We start from the raw sequence: 25,522 nt of genomic DNA on the forward strand, positions 1-25,522 counted from the left end.
ATCAATACTCAAGCAGGCTCGTACGGTCTATGATGTCGTCCTGGACTCCTTTGCCCAGCACTGTAAAGAACGCACTGTAGCCCGCGACCCGGACAACGAGGGAACGGTACTCATCAGGCGACTGCTGCGCGCGGATAAGGTCGTCGCGCGTGATCACGTTAAACTGCGTTTCCCAGACCCCGCAATCCACGATGCTGCGCATATACTCGCCGAATACGCGCTCGCCGTCCTTGCCATTGAAAATGGAAGGATGCAGGAGTTGGTTCAAGACCGAGCCATGGCCCGCACGTACATTGCACAGCTTCCCGGCAGATTTAAAGATGGCCGTCGCACCCTGCTTGTCGTCGCCGTGCGTCGGGGAGATCCCGCCGTCATTGAGCGGTTCGCCCGCATGCCTGCCGTTCGGCGTAGCCGCCGTGCGTTCACCGTTCGGTACATTGGCCGTAAGGTAATAGATCCCGGCGGTAAAGATCCCGCCCCGTGCATTCTTATATTTTTCCAATGCATCGCAGTATACCGCCATTGCAAAGCTGCTCATTTCGTCCGCTTCGTCAATATCGTTGCCAAATTTAGGAGCACGGTTTTTCAGCATCATCCGCAGCGGCTCTTCCCCTGCAAAATCATTTTTGAGCGCATGGATCAGCTGGTCCATTTCCAGCTTCTTGTCATCGAAAACAAGCTTTTTGACCGCCATCAGGGAATCGCCGACCGTAATGGGCGCAACGCCCAGCGGCGAAGTGAAATTGTACCTGGCGCCGCCGCGTTCAAAATCAACGCCTTTTTCGATACACCCGTCGATCACCACCGAACAGAACGGCAGAGAGCTGTATTTTTTATGGCACATATCGATGATCCGGTCATACTGTACCAGCGCATCTGTGAAGTAGTTTACCTGCTTCCTGTATGCGGCCTTGACGTCGTCTATCGTCTTAAAGCCAGACGCTTCCCCTGTATGCGGCCCCATCTGGACACCTGTGAGCATGCATTTCCCATCGTTGAGCGCCAGCTCCAGGCATTTAACGAGGTTGATATGCCCGGAATTCCCCCAGCTGTTTGTCGTTCCGTCGACCACAGGTTCGCTGCATCCCAAAAAGCTGAAATTGTACGATTCATCCTTGCTGTAACCGATCCGCTCAACCGCTTCCTTGATCAGTACATCGTTGTAGATCTTTACCTTATTCAGGCCGGATTTTACATTTACGGTAGCCGCATCGATCAGGCGCTGCGAAGTATTCCGATGGATCCTGACAGCGATATCCGGCTGCGAAAGGCCCACATCCCGGTCTGCTTCAAGGATCAGGATCGATATATCGTTTGTGATATCACTGCCGTCTTCCAGCGTTCCGCCGATCGTGATCGTTTGCCCGTGGGCCGGCCCCGTATTGACCGCCGTAGACTCGTTGGAAGCGATCTTATCCAATTCCGACAGTTTCAGGTAGAAACATTCCATCAACTCCAGCGCTGCGTCGTGGTCGATTTTGCCGGCTTTCAAATCCGCTTCATAATATGGATAAAGGTATTTGTCGATCCTTCCCAACGCCACGCCAAGGCCGTTGCCTTCCAGCAGGATCGTCATCTGGACGATGAAAACAAACTGCAGCGCCTCCCAATAAGAGGATGCCGGTTTCGCCGGTACATTCTCACAATTTTCAGCGATCTGCAGAAGCTCCGCTTTGCGGGCAGGATCTTTTTCCTTTTCCGCCAGGTCACGCGCGAGCACGGCAAACCGTTTCGTATAGTCGATCGTCGCCTGCATAATTTCGATACAGGACAAATAAAATTCACGCTTGTCTATAAAATCATCTTCGTTGATATCGAGCCCGGCTATCTTTTCCTTACATATATTGATGATTTTATCAAACCCTGTTTTGAGCAGGTACTCAAAATTCGCGACGATATGTCCCGGCGATTGCGAGGGGTAGTTTGCATTATAAAAAACATTATAATCAATAATGCGCTGCAGCTCCTCGGGCACGCAGGCAGCAATACGCTCGTCAAGCGACCGCCCTTTCCAATACTTCAAACATTCGTGGACTTCCGCCATTTGCTCGTCGGTCACCGCGAACTGGTCTCCCTGGCGCGTGCTGAAATCGCCGATCTGCGCAGAGATCCACCCCGACGCATATTCAGGAAACAACGGCGCGCTCCGTACATACGGCGTATGACACCCGACCAAAAGCTCGTTTTCACGTATCGTGATCGTCATGTTTTCCATCACGTGGCGTATGGAAAGCGCGCGCTTCATTGGATCAGATTTATCCTCATTGTTTTTGTAGCTTTCCGTAACAAGGACTGCCCGTTCGGTATCCACCATCCTCGTAGCCGAAAGAAACGTGTCTTTTAGTGCTTCAATTCTACCGTTCACAACTCAAACCTCCATTTTGATCCCTACTATCCGTAAAAGACCGATATAAACTATGTACGTAACCCTATATAACAGCTTCTGCTGGTTTACATAATGCCTTCCTTGGCTTGTTATCACTGCTTCATGCACAATTACATGTTAGCACATATGTTCTTATGAGTCAATAATGTTCCTCTGACATTTATTTACTTTTTTTGAATCCGATGATTTTGGGCAACAAAAAAGCCCTTAACTCTGCTAGTTAAGGGCTTTTTCTTTGGTGACCCACCGGAGATTCGAACTCCGGACACCTTGATTAAAAGTCAAGTGCTCTGCCAACTGAGCTAGTGGGTCATTTTTTGGAACGTTCATTATTATAGCACGGCCCGATTATCTTGTACAGCATTTTTTCATATGCCGTTTGCTTTTAAATGGCTGGGGTAGCTGGATTTGAACCAGCGCATGCAGGAATCAAAATCCTGTGCCTTACCGCTTGGCGATACCCCATCGCAGGCCGTCACAGATAATAAAGTGGGGTGAGTAGTGGGATTCGAACCCACGACCTCCAGGGCCACAACCTGGCGCTCTAACCAACTGGGCTATACCCACCACGTAGCTTATTATTATCCAATGGCGCGCCTGAAGGGATTCGAACCCCTGGCACACGGCTTAGAAGGCCGTTGCTCTATCCAACTGAGCTACAGGCGCATAACCAGATGTATGCCGCGTAAAAACAATATTTTACGCCTCGGCTGACAATTAAAAATTATAGCAAACAGGCTTAAAAAAGTCAACAACATTTCGTTGTTTATACGCTAACCTGCAAATAAAAACTTTTGTCGCCAACCGCGCCCCCCGAAAGCCGCTTACTTGTATCCCAATTATTAATATTTATTGAATTATCATTAAAATATCTTGTAAATACAATCGGATGTGATTATAATCAACTACGGTTTATATATGGGGTTAGCTGATGCCTGGTTTTGGCATTGAATATAAGTTTAAGGCTTGATCTATCCTTTTGGATACATCAGGGAAAGGATTGAAAATTGTTATCGTTTATCAGCACATTTAACATGGCGTTGTTTGTTGTATTCACAGCGCTGTATGCTTACCAGATCATCTATGTTGCGGTAGCGCTTTTCCACAAAAAGCCTATGCCCATGACCGCGAAACAAAACCACCGTTATGCGGTCGTGATCGCTGCGCGGAATGAAAATACCGTAATTGGAAATTTGATCGACAGCATCAAAAAACAGAAGTATCCCCAGAACCTGATCGATATATTTGTCGTTGCTGACAACTGCACGGACAATACCGCCGATGTAGCCCGCAGGGCAGGCGCGATCGTCTACGAGCGCTTCAATACGCAGCTCGTCGGAAAGGGATATGCCTTAAGCTATGTCTTAAACCAGATCGCACAGGATTACGGCGAAAATACCTATGAAGGTTATTTTGTTTTCGATGCGGACAACCTTCTCGATGAGAACTTCGTTGCGGAGATGAATAATCAGTTTGACAAAGGCTACCGTATCCTCACCTGTTACCGCAACTCAAAAAATTATGCCTCCAACTGGATCTCCGCCGGATATTCCCTGTGGTTCCTGCGCGAATCCAAATATCTGAATTATCCGCGCATGTTGCTCAATACCAGCTGCGCGATTTCCGGTACAGGCTTTTTGATCCATAACGATATCATCCGCAAAAACCACGGCTGGAAGCACCACCTGCTTACCGAGGACATCGAATTTTCCGTTGACAATGTGATCAACGGCGAAACCATCGGCTACTGCGGCAGCGCCAAACTTTATGACGAACAGCCCTGCACATGGAAGCAATCGTGGACGCAGCGCCTGCGTTGGTCTAAGGGCTTTTACCAGGTGCTCGGAAAATATGGCAAGCGTCTTGTAAAAGGCTTTGTCGTCGACCGCCGCTTCAGCTGTTACGATATGTTCATCACCATCGCCCCCGCGATCTTCGTGACGCTTTCCAGCATTATCATGAACCTGATTTTTATGCTGAGCGCTTTCCACGGGACGACGGTCAATCCCCTGATCATCACGACAACGGCGACTTCCATTTTTTCGTCGGTTGCGAATTTTTACGTTATATTGTTTGTCATGGGCGTCATTACCACCATTACCGAGTGGAACGAGATCCATGCAAAACCGGCTAAGAAGATCCTGTATACGTTCACCTTCCCCTTCTTTATCCTGACGTATATCCCGATTTCGATCGCTGCGCTGTTCAAAAAGATCCATTGGGAGCCGATCCCGCACAACATCACAAAATCGATCGAGGATTTTGAGCAGCCGCAAAACCAATAAGATAGGACGTCAAGCGGAAAAGAAAGCTTTTCCGCTTTTTCTTTATACATCTTTAATTTCCATCGAACATTTTCTAACGCCATCTTTATTTTTTTCGGCCTACAATAAATAAACGTAGGGGGATGATAGGGATGGTCGTACTGATATTGATTCTGGTATTGCTGGGCGTTCCCGCATTTATTTTATGGGCCGTATGCCGTTATGTGAAAAAGCACCCATTCGGGGATATATAAAAGGCCCTGCCGCTATTGGCAAAGCCCTTTCAAATCTTCTTTAGCTTGGGGACAATCCCCATATCGCCGATCAGCAGCGTGGCATATTCTGCTTCCCCGCCCGGGGATTCGCCCGCGCTTCCCGGATTGACCATCCAAATCCCGTCGATATATTCACAATACTGCCTGTGCGTATGGCCAAAAAGGATCGCTTTTGCTTCGTGCTCCTGCGCATAATAAAAAGCGCGGTCATAAGAAAACTTGACTTTCAGGAGATGCCCGTGCGTCAGGATGATCTTCTGCCCCTTTATAACGACTTCCTCAAACTCGCTTACCGCCTCTCCCGGATCGCAGTTCCCCTTGACGTTTACCACATGCGCACGGCTGTTTTCATGGATCAGCCGCACATCCGATACATGATCGCCCAAATGGAACACGTACCCTGCTTGCGGGCATGCGTCCAGCACCCGTTTGACTGCCTCCGCATTCCCGTGCGTGTCGCTCAAAACGAGCGCGTGGACATATTCCCTCACAGCTTTTCGACTTCCTTCTTCAGCTTTTCAAGCGCTTTTGCGCGATGGCTGATCACGTTCTTTGTCTCGGCGGGGATCTGCGCAAACGTCTGTCCATATTCCTTTACATAAAACAAGGGGTCATAGCCAAAACCATTTTCGCCGCGCGGTTCGTCGATGATCTTCCCTTCTGCGCAATCCTCCACGTACAGCTTCTCCCTGCCGCCGTTGGCAAGAACCAGCGCGCATACGAACCTTGCCCGGCGGTTGCTCTCGTTTTTCACAAGGGAAAGCAGCTTTTCATTGTTTTTCCGGTCGTCGGCCCCTTCGCCGGAGAAGCGTGCGGAATAAATGCCCGGCGCGCCGTCGAGCGCGTCCACGCACAGTCCGGAATCGTCGGCGAGGACGTCCCCATCGACCATCCTGCTGATCTCGACCGCCTTTTTAGCGGCATTTTCGTGGAAGGTCTTGCCGTCCTCTACGACGTCCGCCACGATGCCTGCGTCCTTTAAAGAGAGGATCTCGTCATAAAAGCCTCCCAGTATCGCCTTGATCTCCCTTACCTTTCCCTGGTTGTTTGTCGCTATGATCAATTTGCTCATATCTCGATTCCCTCGCCTTTCAAAATTTCTTTCTGTTTTGCAATGATCTCCCTGATCCCTTTTTTACACAGCTGTTTGAGCTGTTCAAATTCTTCTTCCGTAATTGTACGCTTCTCCCCGCATACCTGGATCTCCCCAATGTTGCCGTCGTCCGTCGCCACCATGTTCATGTCCGCCTGCGCGCTGCTGTCCTCCCTGTAACACAGGTCAAGGATCGCTTCGTCCTCCACGATCCCTGCGGAAATGGCCGCTACATGGCGTTTGAGCGGGGATCGTTTGAGGACGCCTGCATCCACCGCCTTTTTGATACACAGCGCCGCCGCAACGAACGCCCCGCTGATGGAGGCGGTACGCGTCCCTCCGTCCGCGTTGAGCACGTCGCAGTCCACATAAAGGGTGTATTCGCCCATCCCTTCAAAATCGCACACACTGCGCAGCGAACGGCCGATCAACCGCTGTATCTCCACGCCGCGCCCATCCTTTTTCAGTCCGTCGCGCTTTTTGCGCATGGGCGTGGATGCGGGCAGCATGGAATATTCCGCCGTCAGCCATCCCTTGCCCGTGCCTTCCAGAAACGGCGGCGCCCCCTCTTCGAGCATTGCCGTACACAGCACCTGCGTATCCCCCGTACTGATGATCACACTTCCCTGTGCGTTTTTCAGCACGTTCACCCGCATATCGAGCGGCCGCGCCTGTTCTGCATTCCTGCCATCTTTTCTCATGCTGTCCTCCCCTTGATTTGCTGCAATCATTTTAGCATACATTGCCTGCACGTTCAATTGTTGTGGTATAATGTTGACAGGAGAAAAACATATGACATTAGACGGTTTAACTATGAAAATCTGCGTAGGCGAGCTGCAGGAAAAGCTGCGCGACGCAAAGATACAAAAAATATTGATGCCCGGCAAGGAAGAAGTGGTGCTGCAGCTTTATTCTGCCGGCGCAGGGACTTTGAGGCTCGTGCTTTCCGCGGACGCCGGGGACTGCGCGCTTTACCTGACGGGGCAGAACAAGCCGAACCCAAAAACGCCGCCCGTATTCTGCATGTTCCTGCGCAAATATTTGAGCGGCGCGCATATTACGGGCATCGGCCAGCGGGGGCTCGACCGTGTCGTCACCTTTACGCTCGCCTCCAAAGACGAGATGCTCCACCCCGTGACGCTCAAGCTGATCGTAGAAGTCATGGGCAAATATTCCAACATCATTTTAACGGACGAAAGCGGAAAAATACTCGACAGTATCCGCCGGGTATCCGTCGATGTGAGCAGCAAACGGCAGGTGCTGCCCGGCGTGCGGTACGAAAATCCGCCGCAGGAAAAATACGATCCGCTGGAACTTTCGCAAAATACGCTTCAGGAAGTCCTCCATACCCGCAAGGCTACCAAGGTCACCTCCCATATCGTTTCCGCGTTCGACGGTCTTTCCATGCAGACGGCGCAGGAAATCCTCGCGCGGGCCGGGATCGGCGAGCAGGACGCTTCCTCCCTTTCGGAAAAGCAAATAAAGCGGCTTGCGGGCGTAATGCAGGACTTTTTGCGTGAAGCGGTCAAAAATCCCCGCCCATGCGTGCAATTCAACGCGGATCAGCTTCCCGTTTTCTTTTCCTGTGTTCCTTACGAGACCTATCCGGAGCAAACGCGTAAATATTTTGATTCGGTAAACGGGATGCTCGATTATTATTACAGCCGCCGCCTGGAGATTTTCCGCCTCGCAGCGCAGCGCGATGCGCTGTTAAAAACGGTAGGCAAGCTTTATTCCAAGCTGCAGAAGCTGATCCATATTTATGAAGCCAGCCTCCAGGATGCAAACAAGGCGCAAAAACTGCAGCAGCGTGCGGACTATATCACCGCGAACATTTACCGCCTCAAAAAGGGTATGGCTTCGTTTGAGGCCGTCGATTATGAAACCGGGCAAACGATCACGATCCCGCTCGATGTTTCGCGTACGCCGCAGGAGACGGCTCAAAAGCTGTATAAAAAAATCGCCAAGTATAAGACAGCCGCCGCGCTCAACAGCGAAAGGCTGGAAAGAGCCCTCGAAGAGCGCGAATTTTTGGAAGGCGTGCTCCACTTCACCGAGAATGCGGAGTCCACGGATGAGATCGCCGATATCAGGCACACGCTGGTACGTGCGGGTTATCTTGCGCCTGTAAACAAGAATAAGAAAGAAGAGGAAACTTCCTCCCGCCCCCTCGCCTATACGTCCCCCAGCGGATATACGATCCTCGTAGGCAAAAACGACCGCCAGAACGATATCCTGACCATGCGCGTTGCCGCAAAAACAGACCTCTGGTTCCACGCGCAAAAGACGCCCGGTTCGCATGTCCTGCTGCTTACCGACGGCACGCAGCTCAACGATATCGACGACGAAACGATCGTGATGGCCGCCGAGCTTGCAGCCGCTCATTCGCGCGCCAAACAGTCGGGCAAGACCCCTGTCGACTATACGCAGCGCAAAAACCTGAAAAAACCGCCGGGCGCACGCCCCGGCAAGGTGATCTATGACGATTACTTTACCGTATACGTGGACGCGGGCAAAGGGCACATCCCCAAAGCGGAGGAATACCAGTGACGAGCGAACAGATTTATGATTTGTTTTCCTGCTCCGGCAGCGATATGGACGAGAACAGGAATGAAACCATCGCCGACAAATATATCATCAAACGCGGCCATTCGCCCAACGGCTGGTTTTCACTTTCCAATAAAAACCGCATCAAGCTGCAAATGACCCCTGTTTGCAGCGGCTGGGAGTATGTGCGGATGAACGAGACCATGTTTTTATGGTACGAAAAAAATGTCGTCAAAAAACTGATCGCCTATATCTTTTATCCGGATGAAAGCACGCGTGCCTATTTTGAGTGCGACTTTCACATCGAATCCATCATCCGGCGACGGATCCCGCCCACCGTACTGACGCGAAAATATTGCATAGTTTGCGCGGATAACCTCTTTGGGCGCGAAATCCGCAGTTTTTATGCTGACCTCGGCGAAAAGGACAGCGGCAAGGGATTTATGCAGCTATTCTTGTATGACAAAAACCAATATTTCAAAAAACAGCTGCCTAAAAGCATCACCGCGATCTGGCCGTTTGACAAGTGGCTGCAACGCTACCTGCGGCGTCCCGGTGATATCGCGCTTGCTGACCTGCCGCCCAAAGACCCGCAGGAGCATTTCCTGCTGCCAAAAAAATGATACAAAAAAAGCGCGCGGTATGCGCGCCTTTTCACTGCCTTATTTTACCGGCAGCGCCCTGCTTCCCGGTTTTACAAGCGGCGTTTCACCTGCTTTACAGATGGGACATTCGTCCGGCCCATATGATTTCACTTCCATAGAAAGCACCGCGCGGAACGGTACGCCAAAGTCTACCGCGCCCGCACTGCGGTCGACTACGCTGCCCACGCCCACGACTTCCGCACCCAAATCCTTAAGCAGCGCAATAACTTCCTTGACGGATCCGCCTGTTGTTACGACGTCCTCCGTTACCAGTATTTTCGTCCCCGGCTCTACCGTAAAACCCCTGCGCAGCGTCATTTTTCCATTTTCACGCTCTGCAAAGATATTCTTTACGCCCAACTGGCGCGACATCTCATAGGCCATGATGATGCCGCCGATCGCCGGCCCGACCACGAGGTCGATCTTCCTATCCGCAAACTGTTCCGCAAGCTGCTTACAAATAAGCTCCGATACATCCGGATATTGGAACAGCTTCGCACACTGCATGTACTTATCCGAATGCCTGCCCGACGTGAGCAGGAAATGCCCTTCCAACATTACTTCTTTTTCTTTAAAAACCGCAATGATCTCTTCACGCGTCATCATATTGCCATACCACCTTTTCTATATGCTCAGCGTGCCCGTAAGCCCGCTGATCTTTTCGATCCCCATATCGTTTGCGTATTGCTCCAGCTCGCTAAGGATAATAGCTGTAGCCGAAGGGTTGCGCATGGTTGCCGCGCCGACCATAACGGCGCTCGCCCCTGCGATCATGAATTCCGCAGCGTCCTCCCCGCTCATGATGCCTCCCAGCCCGATGATCGGGATACCAAGCTTTGCCTGGAACACCTCCCATACCATCCGCAATGCCACCGGCTTTACCGCAGGGCCGGAAAGTCCGCCTGTAACATTTGCAAGGATCGGCCTGCGCGTTTTTGCATCGATCGCCATCCCTGTGATGCAGTTGATAAGCGATACCGCGTCCGCCCCTGCGTCACGCGCCGCTTTCGCCATATCCGCGACTTTGGTGACATTGGGCGTCAGCTTTACGATCAGCGGTTTTTTCGCCACGCGCTTGACCGCCCCTACGATGTCGTTTATCGCGCATACATCCGTACCAAAGCTCACGCCGCCCTGCTTTACGTTGGGACAGGACACATTGACTTCATAAAGCGCGATATTCGTATCGTTTAAGCGCTCCGCCACATAAGCATAATCTTCGGCGGACGCCCCCGCGATATTCGCGATCTTGACCGTATCATAGTTTTTGATGCGCGGATAAATGGAGCGAAGGAATTCGTCCACACCCGGATTTTGCAGGCCGACCGCATTGAGTACCCCACTGGCCGTCTCCGCAATGCGCACAGGCGGGTTTCCCAGCCGCGGCGCCTTTGTCAGCGCTTTCAGTGTCACCGCGCCAAGCTTTGAAACGTCCATATGCAGATTATACTCTTCCGCATATCCAAACGTCCCGGATGCCGTGATCACCGGATTTTTGAGTTGTACGCCCGCGATGTTCACTCTCATGTCACTCATAAAGCGCGTCGACCTCCTTCATATCGAATACGGGGCCCTCGATACACACTTTTTTGTGCTGTCCCTTTATTTTGCACACGCACACCGCGCAGCCCCCCGTACCGCAGCCCATATGCTGCTCCATGGAAACATACGCCGGGATGTCCGTCCCCTCAAGGACGCGCGCAAGGGACTGAAAGAACGGCATCGGCCCGCAAGAGAGGATCACGTCCGGTTTTTCTTCCTGCAAACGCTCCTTTAACAGGTTGGTACAAAAGCCATGCTCGCCAAACGTCCCGTCATCCGTAGCGACGTAAGTCGAGGCAAACCCCTCAAAATCCTGTACCTCGTACACACAGCTTGCGCTGCGGTATCCGAGGAAGGCGGAATATTCCCGGTCAGGGTATTTCACTTTGAGCGACTTTAGGGGGGCGATCCCGATCCCGCCGCCGATGAGCCATACCTTTTTCATGTCGTCCTTGAGCTGGAAACCGTTGCCCAGCGGCATCAGGATATCCAGCGTATCGCCTGCCCGCGCCAAGGAAAGCAGCCTCGTACCTTTGCCAACGACCGCATAAGCAAGATGCACTTCCTTTTTGCCTTCATCCACATAATTGATGCTGATCGGCCTTCTGAGCAGAAGCTCCTTTGCGTGCGGTATCTCGATATGCGCAAACTGTCCCGGACGGAAATACCGCAGGAAATCGTCCGTACACGTCACTTTCAGGAGGTATGTGTTGTCCGCGATCAGCTCGTTTGACAGAACCGTTTCTATCGTGTGTTTGTTAATCATTTTTTTTTGCCTTCTCCCTGTCGATGATCTCCATAAAATCGTCAAATAAGTATGCCGTATCCTCCGGCCCCGGTGCTGCCTCCGGATGGAACTGCACCGTGAACATCGGATAACCGATATATTTTACGCCCTCGATCGTTTGGTCGTTCCAGTTTTTGTGCGATACGACAGCGCACGCCGGCAGGGAACGGCTCATGATCGTGTAACCGTGGTTTTGCGAGGTGATATACACCTTGTTGCGCTGCATATCCTTGACCGGATGGTTAGAGCCGCGGTGTCCGTATTTGAGCTTTTCCGTATCCGCACCCATGGCCAGCGCCACCAGCTGGTGCCCCAGGCAGATGCCGAATGCCGGCAGCTTACCGATCAGCTGCTTTAGGTTTTCAATGATCTGCACGTTGTCCTTCGGGTTTCCCGGGCCGTTTGTCAGCATCAGCCCATCAAAGTTCCCCGCTATGATCTCTTTGGGGTCTGTAAGCGCCGGGAACACGGTAAGCGCACAGTCGCGCTTTTCAAGGCTGCGCAGGATATTGCGTTTCAGCCCAAAATCGAGCACCGCTAAGGAGCGGCTGCCCTGCGAATACTGGTACTTTTCCTTGCACGTCACCTGCTCCACAGGCAGCTCTATATGATAATTCTTCATTTCCTCGATCTGCATAGCGGATGGCGGCACCTGTGTGATGATCCCGTGCATCGTTCCTTTGTCGCGCAGCTTCCTTGTCAGCTCGCGCGTATCAATACCCGCAAGGCCGATGATCTGTTTTTTGACCAGATACTCCTCCAACGTCATTTTGCTGTTCCAGTTGGAAGGTTCGCTGCACTTTTCGCGCATGACGAACGCGCTTACCTTTGGCCCGTCCGATTCGGATACCTCCTCATCGATCCCATAATTGCCGACCAGCGGGTAGGTCATGGTCACGATCTGGCCGCAATAGGAAGGATCCGTAAGAACCTCTTGGTAGCCTGTCATGCCCGTATTGAAAACGACCTCACCCATCACGTCCGCCTGTTTTCCAAAGGACTCCCCTTTGAAAATCGTCCCGTCTTCCAGTGTCAAATAAGCCATCTATTTTCGCTCCCCTGCATTGTTATTGGTACTAATATCCAATCCCGTTTTTCGCAAACGTGTCCAAAATATCCTCCTGCATGTCAAGCGCCGCCTGCCGCGCCGCCTTTGCAAAGTCCATGCCTTTATATTTTTCATTCCGGTAAGCGGTAAGGATCGCACGCGAATTGTTTACCACGCCGCCAAGCCCGCGCTTGTCAAAATTCGGAACCAGTCCCTGTGCGCTGCCGCCCTGCGCGCCATACCCGGGGATCAACACAAAGATCGACGGATGCTTCCCGCGTATTTTTTCCGCCTGCTGCGGATAGGTCGCGCCGATCACCGCGCCGACCTCTGAATACCCGTACTTCCCGATCAGGTCTTTGCCCCATTCAGCCACCATGCCGGCCATGCATTCGTATACCGTTTTGCCGCCGATCTGCTTGTCCTGCAGCTCTCCCGAGCTTGGGTTAGACGTTTTGACCAGTACGAAAATGCCTTTATCATACTTTTCACAATCGGCTGTGAACGGCGCGATCCCGTCTGTGCCGAGGTATCCGTTTACTGTGGCAAAATCCGCATCGAAAACAGGGACTTCCTTTTCGCCGACCTTCGCCCTGCCGAGGTAAGAGCTCGAATAGGCGCTCGCCGTCGCGCCGATATCATTTCGTTTGATGTCGGCGATCACCACAAGGCCTGCATCCTTTGCATATGCGATCGTATCGCGGAAGGCTTTCATGCCTTCACAGCCGTACATCTCGTAGTAGGCCGCCTGTACTTTAACGGACGGGACGATATCCGCGATCTCGTCGATGAGCACCCTGTTGTACTGGAAAATATTGTCCGCCGCATAAGAAAGCGGATCCATGAAATCCCCGCGCGACAAAAATTCCTGCGGCAGATATTCAAATTTCGTATCCAGCCCTACGCAGATCGGGCTCTTTTTTTGTATGATCTGTTCAATCAGCTTGTCTATCATATGTGACCTTTCCTTCCCGGATCGTCATTGTTACCCTGCCGCAAAGCTCTTTACCGATAAACGGCGTATTTTTTGCCTTGGAGAGGATGCTTCCTTCGCTGTAAATATATTTTTCATGCACATTACAAAGCGCCATATCTGCGGGCATACCCGCCGCGATTTTCCCGCCTTTGCGCTTTAGCAGCGCGTTCGGCCTTTCTGACAGCAGCCTTGCTAAATCCTTCCAGTCTATTATCCCCACATCCACAAGGTTTGTCACCGCCAGTGCGAACGCCGTTTCAAAACCGATGATGCCGAAGGGCGCCTTCTCTATCCCTATCGCTTTTTCCTTGCTGCTGTGCGGCGCGTGATCCGTCGCGATCACATCGATCGTCCCGTCCGCAATTCCCTGGCAAACAGCCTGCCTGTCGCGTTCTTCGCGCAGCGGCGGGTTCATCTTGGCGTTGGGGTTTTTGTCCAGTATCATCGCGTCCGTTGCTGAAAAATAATGCGGCCCGGTTTCGCACGTTATCCGCATGCCGCGGCCTTTGGCCCGGCGTATGAGCTGCACGCTGCCCTCCGTCGAGACATGGCAGATGTGGATATGCGCACCCGTTTTTTCCGCATACATAATGTCGCGTGCCGTCATGCATTCTTCCGCCGCACGCGGGATACCGCATATCCCGGCCTGTTTGGCATTGCTCCCTTCGTGCACGACGCCTTCGCCGCGCAGGGCCAGGTCTTCTTCATGCAGCATCAAAAAAGTACCCAGCTTTTTCGCCTTTTCCATGGCCGCCAAAACCATTCCATCTTCCGTCACCGGCAGTCCATCGTCGGAAAAAGCCACCGCGCCTGCATCAAGCAACGCTGCAAAATCCGTCAGCTCCCTGCCCTGCATCCCCTTTGTGATGCTTGCAACGGGCAGAACCTCACAAAATCCTGCCCCATGCGCTTTTTCGATCATATAGCGAACCGTTTCCACACTGTCTGCGACCGGTTTTGTATTGGGCATACAGCATATGGCGGTATACCCGCCTGCCGCAGCCGCCTTTGTGCCGGAAACGATATCTTCCTTATGTGTGAATCCCGGGTCGCGCAAATGCGCATGCAAATCAAGAAACCCCGGGAAAGCGTGAAGCCCCTGTCCGTCAACCACACGGTCGGCTCCTGCCTGTATATTTTTACCCGTCTTGCCGATCATGCCGCCTTCTATCAATATATCGGCGTCCTCTTCCACATTGTCTGCGTTGCATATCGTTACATTTTTGATTAATAAAGTCATATTTCTCCTGTTTTATGATGCCGGGCGGAGCCTGCGGCCCCGCCCGCAGCACCGTTAAATGTTTTTGGGCAACACCGCGTTTAGGATGATCCCCACCAGCGCGCTCAAGAAAATGTTGGACAGCGTGAACGACTCCGAAAACTGGATGCCGCCCGAAAGCCCAAGGCCGATCACCAGCATCAGCGATACGATGATCAGGTTGCGGCTGTGCGAAAAGTCAAGCTTTGCTTCCGCCAGCGTCCGCAGGCCTATCGTTGCGATCATACCGAAGAGCATGATGGATACGCCGCCCATGACCGCGCCCGGAATGGAACCGAGGAACGCCGTGAATACGCCGAAGAAACTGATGATGATGGCAAAGACCGCAGCGATACGCAGCGTTGCCGGGTTATAGTTTTTGGTAACCGCGAGCACGCCTGTGTTTTCACCGTATGTCGTGTTCGCAGGGCCGCCCAGAAGGCCGGCGACCATCGTAGCGATACCGTCGCCCATCAGCGTCCTGTGCAGGCCCGGGTCTTCGATGAAATTCTTGCCGACCACGGCGCCGTTCGTCGTGATATCGCCGATGTGCTCCATGAAGGTGACGATCGCCGTTGGCCCGATGATGGCAATGGCGGTAACCACTTTGGAGGGATCCAGTTCATGTGTGAAGAAAAGATTGAACTGCGGCACCTGGAAGCCGAGGTTCGCACCGTTCTGGAAACCCGAAAAGTCGACCTGTCCCATCAGGGCAGCGCTCACATACCCGACCGCGATCGCAATGATGATGGGCACCAGCTTGAAAAAGCCTTTGGCAAAGATGGAGATGACGACCATCGTCGCAACCACGATCAGCGCGATCACCCAGCGCATCCACAAAAGATCCGGGATCCCCTCTGCCGCGGGGGCCGTCACGATGTTGTTAAAAGCCGTAGGCGCGAGCGTCAGGCCGATGACCATGATCATCGGGCCGGTCACCACCGGCGGGAACACCGCCATTACCCGCTTGACGCCGATCAGCTTCACGACGAGGGCAAGGATCAGGTACAATGCGCCTGCCGAAATGATGCCGATCGCCACGTACGGCAGCGCCGCCTGGTAAGCCGGCGAAGCAAGGAAGCCTTCCACCGACGGGTCGACGCCGCTGATTTGCGTCGCCACGATGATGATAACACCGATAAAGGCAAAGCTGGAGCCGAGGAACACCGGCACCTTGCCTTTGGTGATCAGGTGGAAAATAAGCGTGCCGATACCCGCGCAGCAAATCGCCACCGCAGGATTCAGGCCGGTAAGAAGCGGCACCAGTACCGTCGCGCCAAACATCGCGAACAGGTGCTGGAAGCCAAGGATCGCTTTTTTGCCCCATCCTTGCTGTTGTTGCTGGATTGTTTTGTCCATTATGATACCTCCCAATTCATATATAATGATTCCATATATGCAAAAGCCTTATCCAATCCATGAATAAGGCTCACATACCTGTTTTCGAGTCGCAAATGTCGACGCTTTCCCCGCCGTCGAATTCATCTACTTTGACGGAAACGATCTCATGCGTCGCCGTCGGTACGTTTTTCCCCACAAAGTCTGCGCGGATGGGCAATTCACGGTGTCCGCGATCCACAAGCACCGCAAATTTGATGCAGTTCGGGCGTCCCATGTCCATAATCGCGTCCATCGCCGCGCGCGCCGTACGTCCCGTATAGAGCACATCGTCCACCAGCACGATCTTTTTATCCGTAACATCAAAATCGATGTGCGTCGCGCCCACGACCGGCTGCTCCGAATCCTTTGAGAGGTCGTCCCTGTAAAACGTGATATCGAGCGTCCCCAAAGGGATATCCACCCCTTCAAACTCTTTGATATACGAAGCGATACGCTTTGCAATGGTAACGCCGCGGCGCTGGATGCCGATCATATACAGGCCGTCCGCACCGTCCGTATTTTCAATGATCTGGTGTGCGATGCGCTTTAAGGTGCGCTGCATCGTTTCCTTGTCCATGATCGTTGTTTTCTTTACGCTTTCCATCCTGAAACTCCCATAAAAATACCTTGTCACATCTTGATTCAAGACGCAGCAAGGCACACAAAAAGCATTTCTTATGTACACCTTACGGCCTCTCAACGGACCAGTTTAAAGGTTTTATTTTCTCCTGTACCAGTATATCAAATCACACCCGGGGATTCAATGCGTTTTTCATATTTTTTTGAGCGAACGAAGTACATTTTCAAAATAATCCGGGAGGGGAGCCGAAAACTCCATCCGTTCCCCCGTCCGCGGATGGGTAAGCCCCAGCTTGCAGGCGTGCAGCAGCTGCCCGCGCAGGCCGAACTTGTCTTTCTTTTTTGTGTAGACGGGGTCGCCCACCACAGGAAAACCAAGATGCTTTAAGTGGACGCGTATCTGGTGTGTCCGCCCCGTTTTGAGCGTGCATTCCACCAGTGTATATCCTTCGTAGCGCGCAAGCACCTTGTACTGCGTGACCGCTTCGCGCCCGCCGCTGCGCAGTACCGCCATTTTCTTCCGGTCGCGCGGGTCGCGTCCGATCTGCGTCGTGATCACGCCCTCATCGGCCTTGATATTGCCGTACACAAGCGCCTGATAAACGCGGCTGGCTGTTTTTTCTTCGATCTGCGTGCTCAAGGATTTGTGTGCTTCGTCGTTTTTTGCCACCACCAAAAGCCCGGAGGTATCCTTGTCCAACCTGTGCACAATACCCGGCCGGAGCTCCCCATTGATGCCTGATAAATCTTCCAGCTGGTATAAAAGGGCGTTGACAAGCGTTCCCGTGTAGTTGCCCGGTGCAGGATGCGTCACCATGCCCTGCGCTTTGTTGACCACCGCGATGTCCTCATCCTGGTAGACGATCGTAAGCGGAATATCTTCCGGCAGGATATCGGTTGCCTGCCGCCTTGGTACGTCGAGCACAATTTCGTCCCCGGCCTTTACCTTCATGCTTGCTTTCGCCGGTTTTTCATTCAGCAAGACACCGCCGTCCATGATCAGCTGCTTTAAGTAGGAACGTGTATATTGCGGAAATGCCCCTGCAAGAAAAGAATCAAGCCGCGCGCAAGGCTCCCCGGCAATGACCTTATGACTGTCCGTCATCTGCCTTCTCCGCCTTTTTATGTTTGTCCCAGAACCATATCACGAAGATACCCAGCATGACCGCGCCGATGCAGACAAAGGAATCCGCCACGTTGAAGATCGCGAAGTTGACAAAATCGAATTCCAGCATATCGATCACATATCCATGCGCCACGCGGTCGATCAGGTTGCCGATCGCGCCGCCCGCGATGAAGGCCATCGCCAGGTTGAACAAGTTGGATTTGAATTTCTTTTTATATTTGAATAAAATGCAGATCACGACCACCGCCATCACGCCCGACAAAAGGGCGAGCACCCAGGTAGCGTCCGAAAACAAGCTGAAGGCTGCACCCGTATTTTGCATATAGGTGATATTGGCAAACCCCGGGATTAGGGGAAAGGACTGGCCTACCGCCATGGTGGAGGCCACAACCATCTTTACGACCTGGTCTCCCGCTACGATCGCGGCAATCAACAACACATAAATCATTACCATTTCTCCGTTCGCAAATCTACGTCGTATTATATCATATTCAAAGGCGAAAAAAAATACCGCCGCAAAAACGGGCGGTATTTATCATTTTTTTTTGGTCAGTCGTCGATGATCTCGTTTACGATATCCTGCAAATCTGCCGTGCTCTTGCGGAAATCGTTCACCGTGTCCTCCTTGGACTGCTTTAAGATCTCGTTTAAGTGGATGGACTCACGCACGGACGACGTATCAAGGTCCGCCATCTGGTTTGTGAGGTTGCTGATCGACTGGCTGATCTCCGCCGCCTGGTGCCCCACCAGGGCTTCGTCGTCCAGCTTTGTTTCCGCATAGGACATCTGGTCTTCCAAAAACATCCGGAAACGTTTTTTATAATCAGTAATCTGCTTTTCGTATTTTTTCAGTTCCTGTTTAGCCGCTTCCATCCTCAGCTGCGTGCTTTCGATCACTGTTTTTGCATTCTGGTTCGCAATATCCATTATCTTCTGCGCCTGCATCTCCGCACGTTCGATATACATCGTCGCGTTGCGCTGCGCCGTAATTACGGTAGACATCAGCTTGTCTTCGATATTATCCAGCTTATCCGTTTTCTGCTTCAATCGCGCGATCTCAGACTTCATTTCCTCGTTCTTTGCGATAATGTTCTCGTTTTCCTCCATCAGGGATTCAAACTGTTTGATCACCTCGTCCAGGAATTCATCAACCTGTTCCGGATCGTATCCATTGAATTTTTTTCCAAATTCTTTTTCCAGAATATCTTTCGGCGTTATATTCATCAGGCGTTCCCCCCGCTCGTTTTATCGTTATTCACGTTCCAGATAGCTGAAGCCGAATTCATCTGTCGCCGCTTCCGCCGTATTTGTCGATACGTCTACGTTGTAAGGCGCGACCACAAAGATATTCCGGGCAGCCTTCCTGATGTTGCCGTTTAGGGCATATACCGCCCCGCTGACAAAATCGAGGATGCGCTGCGCGACATCCGTATCCAACTCGTCCAAATTGACGATAATCGGTTTTTTCTCCTTCAGGTGGTCGATAATGCTCTGCGTATCTTCATACGAAACCGGCTTATAGATCAACACCCTGACTTTGCTCGTATCAGGAATCCCAACCACTTTTGCTGTCTCTCCTCTTTTTTTGACTTTCTTTTCTTCAACAGGCGGTACAAAGTCGTCTTCAGGAAAACCCATCATATCGTCTTGCAAATCATCCTGTTCATCATAATAACGGTCGTCTACTTCCTCGTCTGTCGGTTCAAGCCCTATGAAGGATAGTAATTTATCGCCCATTTTTCCCATGAATCAAAGCCTCCCAGCGTTTATTTATAGATTCTTTCGCCAAATATTGCGGAACCGACACGCACCATGTTTGCGCCTTCAAGGATCGCCTCGCCATAATCGCCCGACATCCCCATGGAAAGATAATCAAACCCTTTGAAATGCGGCTTCCAGTGATCATAAAGCGCCTTTGCTTGCGCAAATATTTTTCGCAGGTAAGCACGGTCGTCCGTGTATGGAGCAATGGTCATAAAACCGCGGAAGCGTATCCTGTCAAAACCCCCGGCCTGCTCAAAAAAGTCTTCGACCTCTTCTAAATAAAGCCCGGATTTGGTTTCTTCCTTTGCGATGTTTACCTGTACTAATGCATCAATAAAAGCATCTTTTTTGACGCATTCCTTTTGCAGCTCCTGTGCGAGCGGGAGCCTGTCCAAGGAGTGTACTAAATCTACTCCATTATCAATTATATACTTAACCTTGTTTGTTTGCAACTGTCCAATTAAATTCCATTTAATATCTTTTGGCAGCGCTTCGCTCTTCCGCAGGAACTCCTGCACGCGATTTTCGCCAAAGGTATCAAGCCCCAGCCCGTATGCCTGCCTTACCACGTCCGCGTCTACCGTTTTGGATACCGCGACCAGCCGTATCCCTTCCGCCGGTACGCCCGCCCGGCCCGCATAATCCGCTATCTTTTCCTGTACGTTTTTTATATTTTCCGCTAAATCCATTTCCTACACCTCTACGTGCTGGTTGACGGTCAGGATGCTGTTTGCCTCTGCCGGTTCTATAATCGCACTTCCATCCTTGATAATTCTCACGTTTACAGGGACGAAGGTCTTGTCATTGCCCGCAACGACCGTGACCCCTGTTACCCCGTCCTGTTCCTGTATGGCCTTTTCAGGCACCTTCATACCTTCAAATTTGGCAAACGCCTTGGCGTCCGTCCTGCGCGCGTTCAGCAGCTGGCCAATATCGTCCGTGATCTCCAGGGCATAAATGTAACCGTCCTCTTCCTTGACCGTGCCCACGACCGTGCCCGAATAGGGCTTGTCGAGGTAATCGTCAAAGGCGATCGAGAATACATTGCCCTGCGCAAATTCCGGTATCTCGGTATCCGACTGCGTCACCAAAAACCACTGGTAGTTGTTGACCAGGCGGAACAGCGGTTTTTCCGCCGCGTCGTCCGTTGACGTATTCCGGCCTTCATCCGCCCCGCCGTTCAATATCTCATCGACATCCGCGGATGTGATCGTTGAGATATTATCCGCATTGAGCAATGTTTCCGCACCGTCAAAATAAAAGCTGACCACTCCGGCCTCCGGTGCTTTGACTGCTTCCTTCCATTCGTTGACGCGTCCCTGCAGCTCCGTTTCCTTGCTGTAAAAATCATTGAGCGTCGCATCGGCCGTCACCGTATCGCGCAGGTACTGCTGCTTTTGCGCCATCAGCGATTTCAATTCGCCTTCCGCCGTTACCACATCGCCTTCCATCTCACCGTTCACGATCTGTCGCATATCAGCAGCCTTTTGTGCGATCTGGCTGTTATACGAAAGCAGCTGCTCGTCAGTGCTGATCAGGTTCTCCTGGTATTCCTCGATCTTTGCCTGTATCTCCAAAAGTTCGGTGATCACCTTGTCGTTATAGCCGCCCTTATAGACCTCGGCCACATCGGCATCCGCTTCCACGCGCTCGCCTTCCTGCACCAGGTAATTGGGCTTTCCGTAATTCTGCGCGGAAACGACCTGCTCATCACGCACCACAACGACAGGAAGCGCCCTTTCAAACATGATCTCCCCTTGTTCCACCAGCGCCGTATTCGTATTGGTGATAAAAAAAACAACAGCGATCACCGCAGCTGCGACGATGCCCAGAAACACGTAGAATTTTGGATTGATTCGCCTTGCGCGCCTTGCAGGAGGTCTTCTTTTTACCGCCATAAGCAACCTTTCCCTAGCCGTACTGTCAAACGATATATTCTACATCTTGTTGACACTTTCCTGCAATTATACCACATTTATCTTATTGTATACAAGTTCCAGATCACACTCAGCCCAGCTTTAAGGTGACCGCCACTGCATTGCCGATCTCGCTGTAGCTCAGGCTGTCCGCCATCACCTTTACTAAAAAAACACCCCTGCCGCTTTCACACATCAGGAGGTTCTCGTTTTTCACGTTGCGTTCCATGACTTTTTTGCTTTCAAACCCGCTGCCATTGTCTTCCAGCCGGATCTTAAGCTGCATATCACAATAGTCCGCGTATACGTTGACACTATCCGCGTCGGAATATTTGAAAATATTCATGACCAGCTCATTCAATACGAGCCTGATCCGGTATTCCTGCTCGTCGTCAAGCTGTACTTCCTGCTCTACGCCGTTTATAATACATTCTATTGTGTCGTTGAGCTCTGTAAAACTGCTCAATAATTTTTTTATCCGCACTTTTGCTTCCCTCTGACCATATACCAAACCGCCGGACACTACTATATCCTGTATGTCCTTACATTATATGTAACCACCGGCTGTATCCCAAAACGTATCCGTACATTAAGTTTTCTTAATATACGCTATTTCTTATATACCGCAGCCAGCTTACCCAGAATCTTACGCTCCATACGCGAGACCTGCATCTGTGAATCATTCAACATATCCGCCACCTGCTTTTGGGTCTTGTTGCCTAGATACCTCTGTTCAATGATCTTTTTCTCCGTATCATTTAAGAGGCTCATACAATAATTGATAAAATCGTGGTTTTCGATATGTTCAAAGCTTGCGTCATCCTGTCCCAATACATTCCCCAGCGAAAAATTCTCGCTGTCCGCGAGCGCGCTGTCCAGGGAAAGCACATTATCTGCCTGCTGCATTTCCAAGACTTCCAGCACGCGCTCCACCGAAAGATCCAGGTGTTCGGCGATCTTTTTAGGCGACGGCTTCAGTCCATGCTGCGCCATATATTCCTGTACATAAAGCTTGATCTTTTTGAGCTGCTCCGTATCCCGCCGCGGCAAACGCATGACGCGTGAAGAATCGCGGAAATAATTCTTGATCTCACCGATCAGCGAAGGCGTGGCATAGCTCGAAAACTTGATCCCCCGTTCCGGCTCGAACCGTTCGATCGCTTTTACAAGCGCAAGGCTCGCCACCTGGAACAGGTCTTCGTAGTCGACGCCCCGGCCCGCAAATTTCTTTGCTGCGATCTCGGCGATATACAAAAAACGCTCGATCAAGATATTCCTGATGTCAACATCATGGGTCTCAATATACAATTCAAACAGCCTATCGCTGTCCATTGCCGCATAATCCGTCACTTTACAGTCCCTCGTTTCTACTTGCAAATCTTCACACCGCCGGAGACTTTTTGAAGGCGATCTCATGAAGCATGCCATCCCGCTCCACAAACCGGGCTTCCTCACCGAGGGACTGGATCATCAGCCTGCTGATCTCTTCGTTGAAGCCTGTACAATCCTCGCACTCTTCACATACCGGACTGATTTCGAGGCCCTTCACCCTGATGCTGATGCTGTCAGTACACTCGATCCCGATCTCGATCCCCTCGCAGGTCTGTCCGCACAAAAACAGGATGCACGATTCCGCAACACATGTTTTTAAATCTTCAATTTCGTCAACGGTATATTCGATATTGCACGCAATACCGGAAACCGCAAGCCGGATTGCCTTGATGTATTCCCGTTTTGCGGGAAACCGCATTTCAATGATCTCAGCCATCTTTAAGCCACCTCTATCTCAAATACTTTAGTCAGTCCCGTTACATCAAATATCTTGAATAAATATGGCTTAAGCTGCAATATCTTCATTGTCCCGCCGTATTCCTTCACCTTCTTCAAAATACTCACCAAAACGCCAAGCCCTGTGGAATCGATATACCGCAGCGCCGAACAGTCGATGCTTACGCCCGACTTGTACTCCTCGATGCTTTCGTCCATGCGCATTTTGAAATCATTGACGCTGTTAAGATCAAGATCGCCGTCAAGCCCTACCTTGATCTCCCTTGCCTGGTCATCATATCTTACCTGAATCTCCAACCTCTCATACCTCCATTACTGAATTGCTGTTATGATATTTCCATATTACTCCCAGTATTAAATATAAACAAGACTCTTTTTCATGAAACGAAAAATGCGGAGAAATTGATCTTTCCCCGCATTTTTTGCATGTTTTCCCGTTTAAAAAACGCTCAGACAACGCCTTGCGCCATCATTGCCTTGGCCACTTTCTCAAACCCCGCGATATTTGCGCCGACCACGAGGTTATCCTCGTAACCGTATTCCTTTGCCGCGGCATAGCAGCTCTTGTAAATGTTGATCATGATCTGGTGCAGCTTTTCGTCCACTTCCTCGAACGTCCACGGAAGGCGCATGCTGTTTTGGGTCATTTCAAGCGCAGACGTCGCTACGCCGCCGGCATTCGCCGCTTTACCGGGCGCAAAGAGCACGCCGGCATCCTGGAACACATTCGTCCCCTCGATCGTCGTGGGCATGTTCGCGCCTTCCCCCACCGCATATACGCCGTTTTCGACGAGCGTCTTTGCGCTCTGCTCGTCAAGCTCGTTCTGCGTTGCGCACGGCAGGGCGATATCACATTTTACCGTCCAGATGTTTTTGCATCCTTCCGTATAGGTCGCGCCCTTGACTGCATCTGCATATTCTTTGATCCTGCCGCGTTTGACTTCCTTGATCTCTTTTACGATATCCAGCTTGATACCGTCCGGGTCATAAACATAACCGTTGGAATCGGAGAGCGCAACGACCTTTGCGCCATACTGCTGTGCTTTTTCCGTCGCATAGATCGCAACGTTGCCTGAACCGGAAATGACGACCGTCGCATCCTTGAAGGATTTGCCCTTTGCTTCGATCGCTTCCTTCATAAAGTAAATAAGGCCGTAACCTGTCGCTTCCTTGCGAGCGAGGCTGCCGCCGTATTCGAGTCCTTTGCCCGTGAGCACGCCCTCGTAGCGGTTTTTGAGCTTTTTGTACATACCGAACATGAAACCGATCTCTCGTGCGCCCACGCCGATGTCCCCGGCCGGAACGTCCGTATCCGCGCCGATATGGCGGTAAAGCTCCGACATGAACGACTGGCAGAAGCTCATGATCTCATTGTCGCTCTTTCCTTTGGGGTCAAAATCGCTGCCGCCTTTGCCGCCGCCGATCGGTGTTCCCGTGAGGCTGTTTTTGAGTACTTGCTCAAAGCCCAGGAATTTAATGATCCCAAGATTTACGGAAGGATGGAGGCGCAGCCCGCCTTTATACGGCCCGAGCGCGCTGTTGTATTCCACACGCATCCCGCGGTTCACGTGCACATTGCCCTTATCGTCCACCCACGGCACACGGAACATGATGACGCGTTCCGGTTCCACCAAACGCTCCAAAAGGCTCGCCTTCTCATATTCAGGATGCTTTGCCAGCACTGGTTCAAGCGCCGGAAGTACTTCGCTGACCGCCTGGATGAACTCCGCCTGGCCCGCGTCTTTCTTTTTCACGCTGTCTAAAACTCTTTCAACGTACGACATAGTTTGACCTCCAAATTATTTTTTGGTAAATACACCTTATGGATGACATTATATCATCATTAAAATTCAAAAACAAGCTATTTTTTCTTATTTTTCGACCTGAAATCAGTATTTTTTGCAATTTGGAAAATATTGTCTTTCATTTTTTCAGTGCTTTGGACTGCTGGTTGCTTTTTCTTCCATTTTTTGCTAAAATAACAATATCACATTGTTATATTGGTGGGGACCAATTATGCAGAGGCGGCGCTTTTTTATAAGGCGTTGCTTTTGTTTTACAAGGACAAAAAAAGCCGGATATTCGCTGATGCCCGGCTTTTCACGTTTTCTATTCCATCCTTTGCCGCCGTCCTGCCCCGACCGCCGCC

Annotated in this window: 26 protein-coding genes and 4 tRNA genes; 3 read left to right on the forward strand and 27 right to left on the reverse strand. The window is 51.4% G+C overall.

The window, feature by feature from the left end; all coding sequences use genetic code 11:
- Position 1: 1 nt before the first annotated feature.
- The 5 genes from BN6471_RS10175 to BN6471_RS10195 form a co-directional block, all read right to left on the reverse strand.
- On the reverse strand, positions 2–2,365 hold the full coding sequence (locus tag BN6471_RS10175; protein WP_074025775.1) for a glycyl radical protein: 2,364 nt from the start codon (positions 2,363–2,365) through the stop codon (positions 2–4).
- A gap of 257 nt (positions 2,366–2,622) precedes the next feature.
- A tRNA-Lys gene (locus tag BN6471_RS10180) sits at positions 2,623–2,698 on the reverse strand.
- 78 nt (positions 2,699–2,776) lie between these two features.
- Positions 2,777–2,851 (reverse strand) — tRNA-Gln (locus BN6471_RS10185).
- 25 nt (positions 2,852–2,876) lie between these two features.
- Positions 2,877–2,953, reverse strand: a tRNA-His gene (locus BN6471_RS10190).
- Positions 2,954–2,975: 22 nt separating this feature from the next.
- Positions 2,976–3,052, reverse strand: a tRNA-Arg gene (locus BN6471_RS10195).
- 368 nt (positions 3,053–3,420) lie between these two features.
- Here BN6471_RS10195 and BN6471_RS10200 point away from each other — a divergent pair.
- Positions 3,421–4,671, forward strand: coding sequence for a glycosyltransferase family 2 protein (locus tag BN6471_RS10200; RefSeq protein WP_066650070.1), 1,251 nt, complete (start codon positions 3,421–3,423; stop codon positions 4,669–4,671).
- A 262-nt stretch (positions 4,672–4,933) separates the two neighbouring features.
- On the opposite strand, the gene BN6471_RS10205 is transcribed toward BN6471_RS10200, so the two are convergent.
- The 3 genes from BN6471_RS10205 to rph are packed head-to-tail and all read right to left on the reverse strand — an operon-like array spanning position 4,934 to position 6,719.
- The gene (locus BN6471_RS10205) at positions 4,934–5,416 is read right to left on the reverse strand and encodes a YfcE family phosphodiesterase (RefSeq protein WP_066648555.1); all 483 of its coding nucleotides are present in this window, start codon (positions 5,414–5,416) and stop codon (positions 4,934–4,936) included.
- Positions 5,413–5,997, reverse strand: a complete 585-nt coding sequence (locus BN6471_RS10210; RefSeq protein ID WP_066648558.1) for an XTP/dITP diphosphatase — start codon at positions 5,995–5,997, stop codon at positions 5,413–5,415. The genes BN6471_RS10205 and BN6471_RS10210 overlap by 4 nt, the downstream gene beginning before the upstream one ends.
- On the reverse strand, positions 5,994–6,719 hold the full coding sequence (gene rph / locus BN6471_RS10215) for a ribonuclease PH (protein ID WP_066648561.1): 726 nt from the start codon (positions 6,717–6,719) through the stop codon (positions 5,994–5,996). The genes BN6471_RS10210 and rph overlap by 4 nt, the downstream gene beginning before the upstream one ends.
- A gap of 91 nt (positions 6,720–6,810) precedes the next feature.
- Between rph and BN6471_RS10220 the strand changes: the two genes are divergently transcribed.
- The gene (locus tag BN6471_RS10220; protein ID WP_162270202.1) at positions 6,811–8,568 is read left to right on the forward strand and encodes an Rqc2 family fibronectin-binding protein; all 1,758 of its coding nucleotides are present in this window, start codon (positions 6,811–6,813) and stop codon (positions 8,566–8,568) included.
- Complete coding sequence (locus tag BN6471_RS10225; protein ID WP_066648566.1) at positions 8,565–9,188, forward strand: hypothetical protein; 624 nt, start codon at positions 8,565–8,567, stop codon at positions 9,186–9,188. The genes BN6471_RS10220 and BN6471_RS10225 overlap by 4 nt, the downstream gene beginning before the upstream one ends.
- Before the next feature lie 39 nt (positions 9,189–9,227).
- Here the strand turns inward: BN6471_RS10225 and pyrE are convergent, their stop codons facing one another.
- The 19 genes from pyrE to gdhA form a co-directional block, all read right to left on the reverse strand.
- Complete coding sequence (gene pyrE, locus BN6471_RS10230; protein WP_187118784.1) at positions 9,228–9,812, reverse strand: orotate phosphoribosyltransferase; 585 nt, start codon at positions 9,810–9,812, stop codon at positions 9,228–9,230.
- Positions 9,813–9,833: 21 nt separating this feature from the next.
- Complete coding sequence (locus BN6471_RS10235) at positions 9,834–10,745, reverse strand: dihydroorotate dehydrogenase (protein WP_066648571.1); 912 nt, start codon at positions 10,743–10,745, stop codon at positions 9,834–9,836.
- Positions 10,738–11,517: a dihydroorotate dehydrogenase electron transfer subunit gene (locus BN6471_RS10240; protein WP_066648573.1), complete on the reverse strand. Its 780-nt coding sequence runs from the start codon at positions 11,515–11,517 to the stop codon at positions 10,738–10,740. The genes BN6471_RS10235 and BN6471_RS10240 overlap by 8 nt, the downstream gene beginning before the upstream one ends.
- Positions 11,510–12,583: a carbamoyl phosphate synthase small subunit gene (locus BN6471_RS10245; RefSeq protein ID WP_066648574.1), complete on the reverse strand. Its 1,074-nt coding sequence runs from the start codon at positions 12,581–12,583 to the stop codon at positions 11,510–11,512. The genes BN6471_RS10240 and BN6471_RS10245 overlap by 8 nt, the downstream gene beginning before the upstream one ends.
- A gap of 31 nt (positions 12,584–12,614) precedes the next feature.
- Complete coding sequence (gene pyrF / locus BN6471_RS10250; RefSeq protein ID WP_066648580.1) at positions 12,615–13,541, reverse strand: orotidine-5'-phosphate decarboxylase; 927 nt, start codon at positions 13,539–13,541, stop codon at positions 12,615–12,617.
- Positions 13,522–14,802, reverse strand: coding sequence for a dihydroorotase (locus tag BN6471_RS10255; RefSeq protein ID WP_066648583.1), 1,281 nt, complete (start codon positions 14,800–14,802; stop codon positions 13,522–13,524). Before BN6471_RS10255 ends, pyrF begins: the two co-directional genes overlap by 20 nt.
- Positions 14,803–14,856: 54 nt before the next feature.
- Positions 14,857–16,179: a uracil-xanthine permease family protein gene (locus BN6471_RS10260; RefSeq protein WP_066648584.1), complete on the reverse strand. Its 1,323-nt coding sequence runs from the start codon at positions 16,177–16,179 to the stop codon at positions 14,857–14,859.
- A 70-nt stretch (positions 16,180–16,249) separates the two neighbouring features.
- Entirely contained in the window at positions 16,250–16,804 is a 555-nt protein-coding gene (pyrR, locus tag BN6471_RS10265) for a bifunctional pyr operon transcriptional regulator/uracil phosphoribosyltransferase PyrR (protein ID WP_066648586.1), read from the reverse strand.
- Between the two features lie 168 nt (positions 16,805–16,972).
- Positions 16,973–17,884, reverse strand: a complete 912-nt coding sequence (locus tag BN6471_RS10270) for an RluA family pseudouridine synthase (RefSeq protein WP_066648588.1) — start codon at positions 17,882–17,884, stop codon at positions 16,973–16,975.
- On the reverse strand, positions 17,868–18,353 hold the full coding sequence (gene lspA / locus BN6471_RS10275; protein WP_066648590.1) for a signal peptidase II: 486 nt from the start codon (positions 18,351–18,353) through the stop codon (positions 17,868–17,870). Before lspA ends, BN6471_RS10270 begins: the two co-directional genes overlap by 17 nt.
- Positions 18,354–18,454: 101 nt before the next feature.
- Positions 18,455–19,129: a DivIVA domain-containing protein gene (locus BN6471_RS10280; protein ID WP_066648592.1), complete on the reverse strand. Its 675-nt coding sequence runs from the start codon at positions 19,127–19,129 to the stop codon at positions 18,455–18,457.
- Positions 19,130–19,156: 27 nt separating this feature from the next.
- Positions 19,157–19,651 carry a cell division protein SepF gene (locus tag BN6471_RS10285; RefSeq protein ID WP_066648598.1) on the reverse strand — a complete coding sequence of 165 codons (495 nt, stop codon included), beginning with the start codon at positions 19,649–19,651 and terminating at the stop codon, positions 19,157–19,159.
- A 20-nt stretch (positions 19,652–19,671) separates the two neighbouring features.
- Positions 19,672–20,358, reverse strand: coding sequence for a YggS family pyridoxal phosphate-dependent enzyme (locus BN6471_RS10290; protein ID WP_066648601.1), 687 nt, complete (start codon positions 20,356–20,358; stop codon positions 19,672–19,674).
- Between the two features lie 3 nt (positions 20,359–20,361).
- Positions 20,362–21,567 carry a biotin/lipoyl attachment domain-containing protein gene (locus BN6471_RS10295; RefSeq protein ID WP_066648604.1) on the reverse strand — a complete coding sequence of 402 codons (1,206 nt, stop codon included), beginning with the start codon at positions 21,565–21,567 and terminating at the stop codon, positions 20,362–20,364.
- A 109-nt stretch (positions 21,568–21,676) separates the two neighbouring features.
- Complete coding sequence (locus BN6471_RS10300; RefSeq protein WP_162270203.1) at positions 21,677–22,051, reverse strand: ATP-binding protein; 375 nt, start codon at positions 22,049–22,051, stop codon at positions 21,677–21,679.
- Between the two features lie 143 nt (positions 22,052–22,194).
- Positions 22,195–22,962 carry a sigma-70 family RNA polymerase sigma factor gene (locus BN6471_RS10305; protein ID WP_162270204.1) on the reverse strand — a complete coding sequence of 256 codons (768 nt, stop codon included), beginning with the start codon at positions 22,960–22,962 and terminating at the stop codon, positions 22,195–22,197.
- A 4-nt stretch (positions 22,963–22,966) separates the two neighbouring features.
- Complete coding sequence (locus BN6471_RS10310) at positions 22,967–23,353, reverse strand: ATP-binding protein (RefSeq protein ID WP_066648610.1); 387 nt, start codon at positions 23,351–23,353, stop codon at positions 22,967–22,969.
- A gap of 2 nt (positions 23,354–23,355) precedes the next feature.
- A complete protein-coding gene (locus BN6471_RS10315; protein WP_066648612.1) occupies positions 23,356–23,670 on the reverse strand; it encodes an STAS domain-containing protein in 315 nt (104 codons plus the stop codon).
- A 152-nt stretch (positions 23,671–23,822) separates the two neighbouring features.
- Positions 23,823–25,157, reverse strand: a complete 1,335-nt coding sequence (gdhA, locus tag BN6471_RS10320) for an NADP-specific glutamate dehydrogenase (protein ID WP_066648614.1) — start codon at positions 25,155–25,157, stop codon at positions 23,823–23,825.
- Positions 25,158–25,522 lie beyond the last annotated feature (365 nt).

The organism is Christensenella timonensis, assembly GCF_900087015.1.
GTDB lineage: Bacteria > Bacillota > Clostridia > Christensenellales > Christensenellaceae > Christensenella > Christensenella timonensis.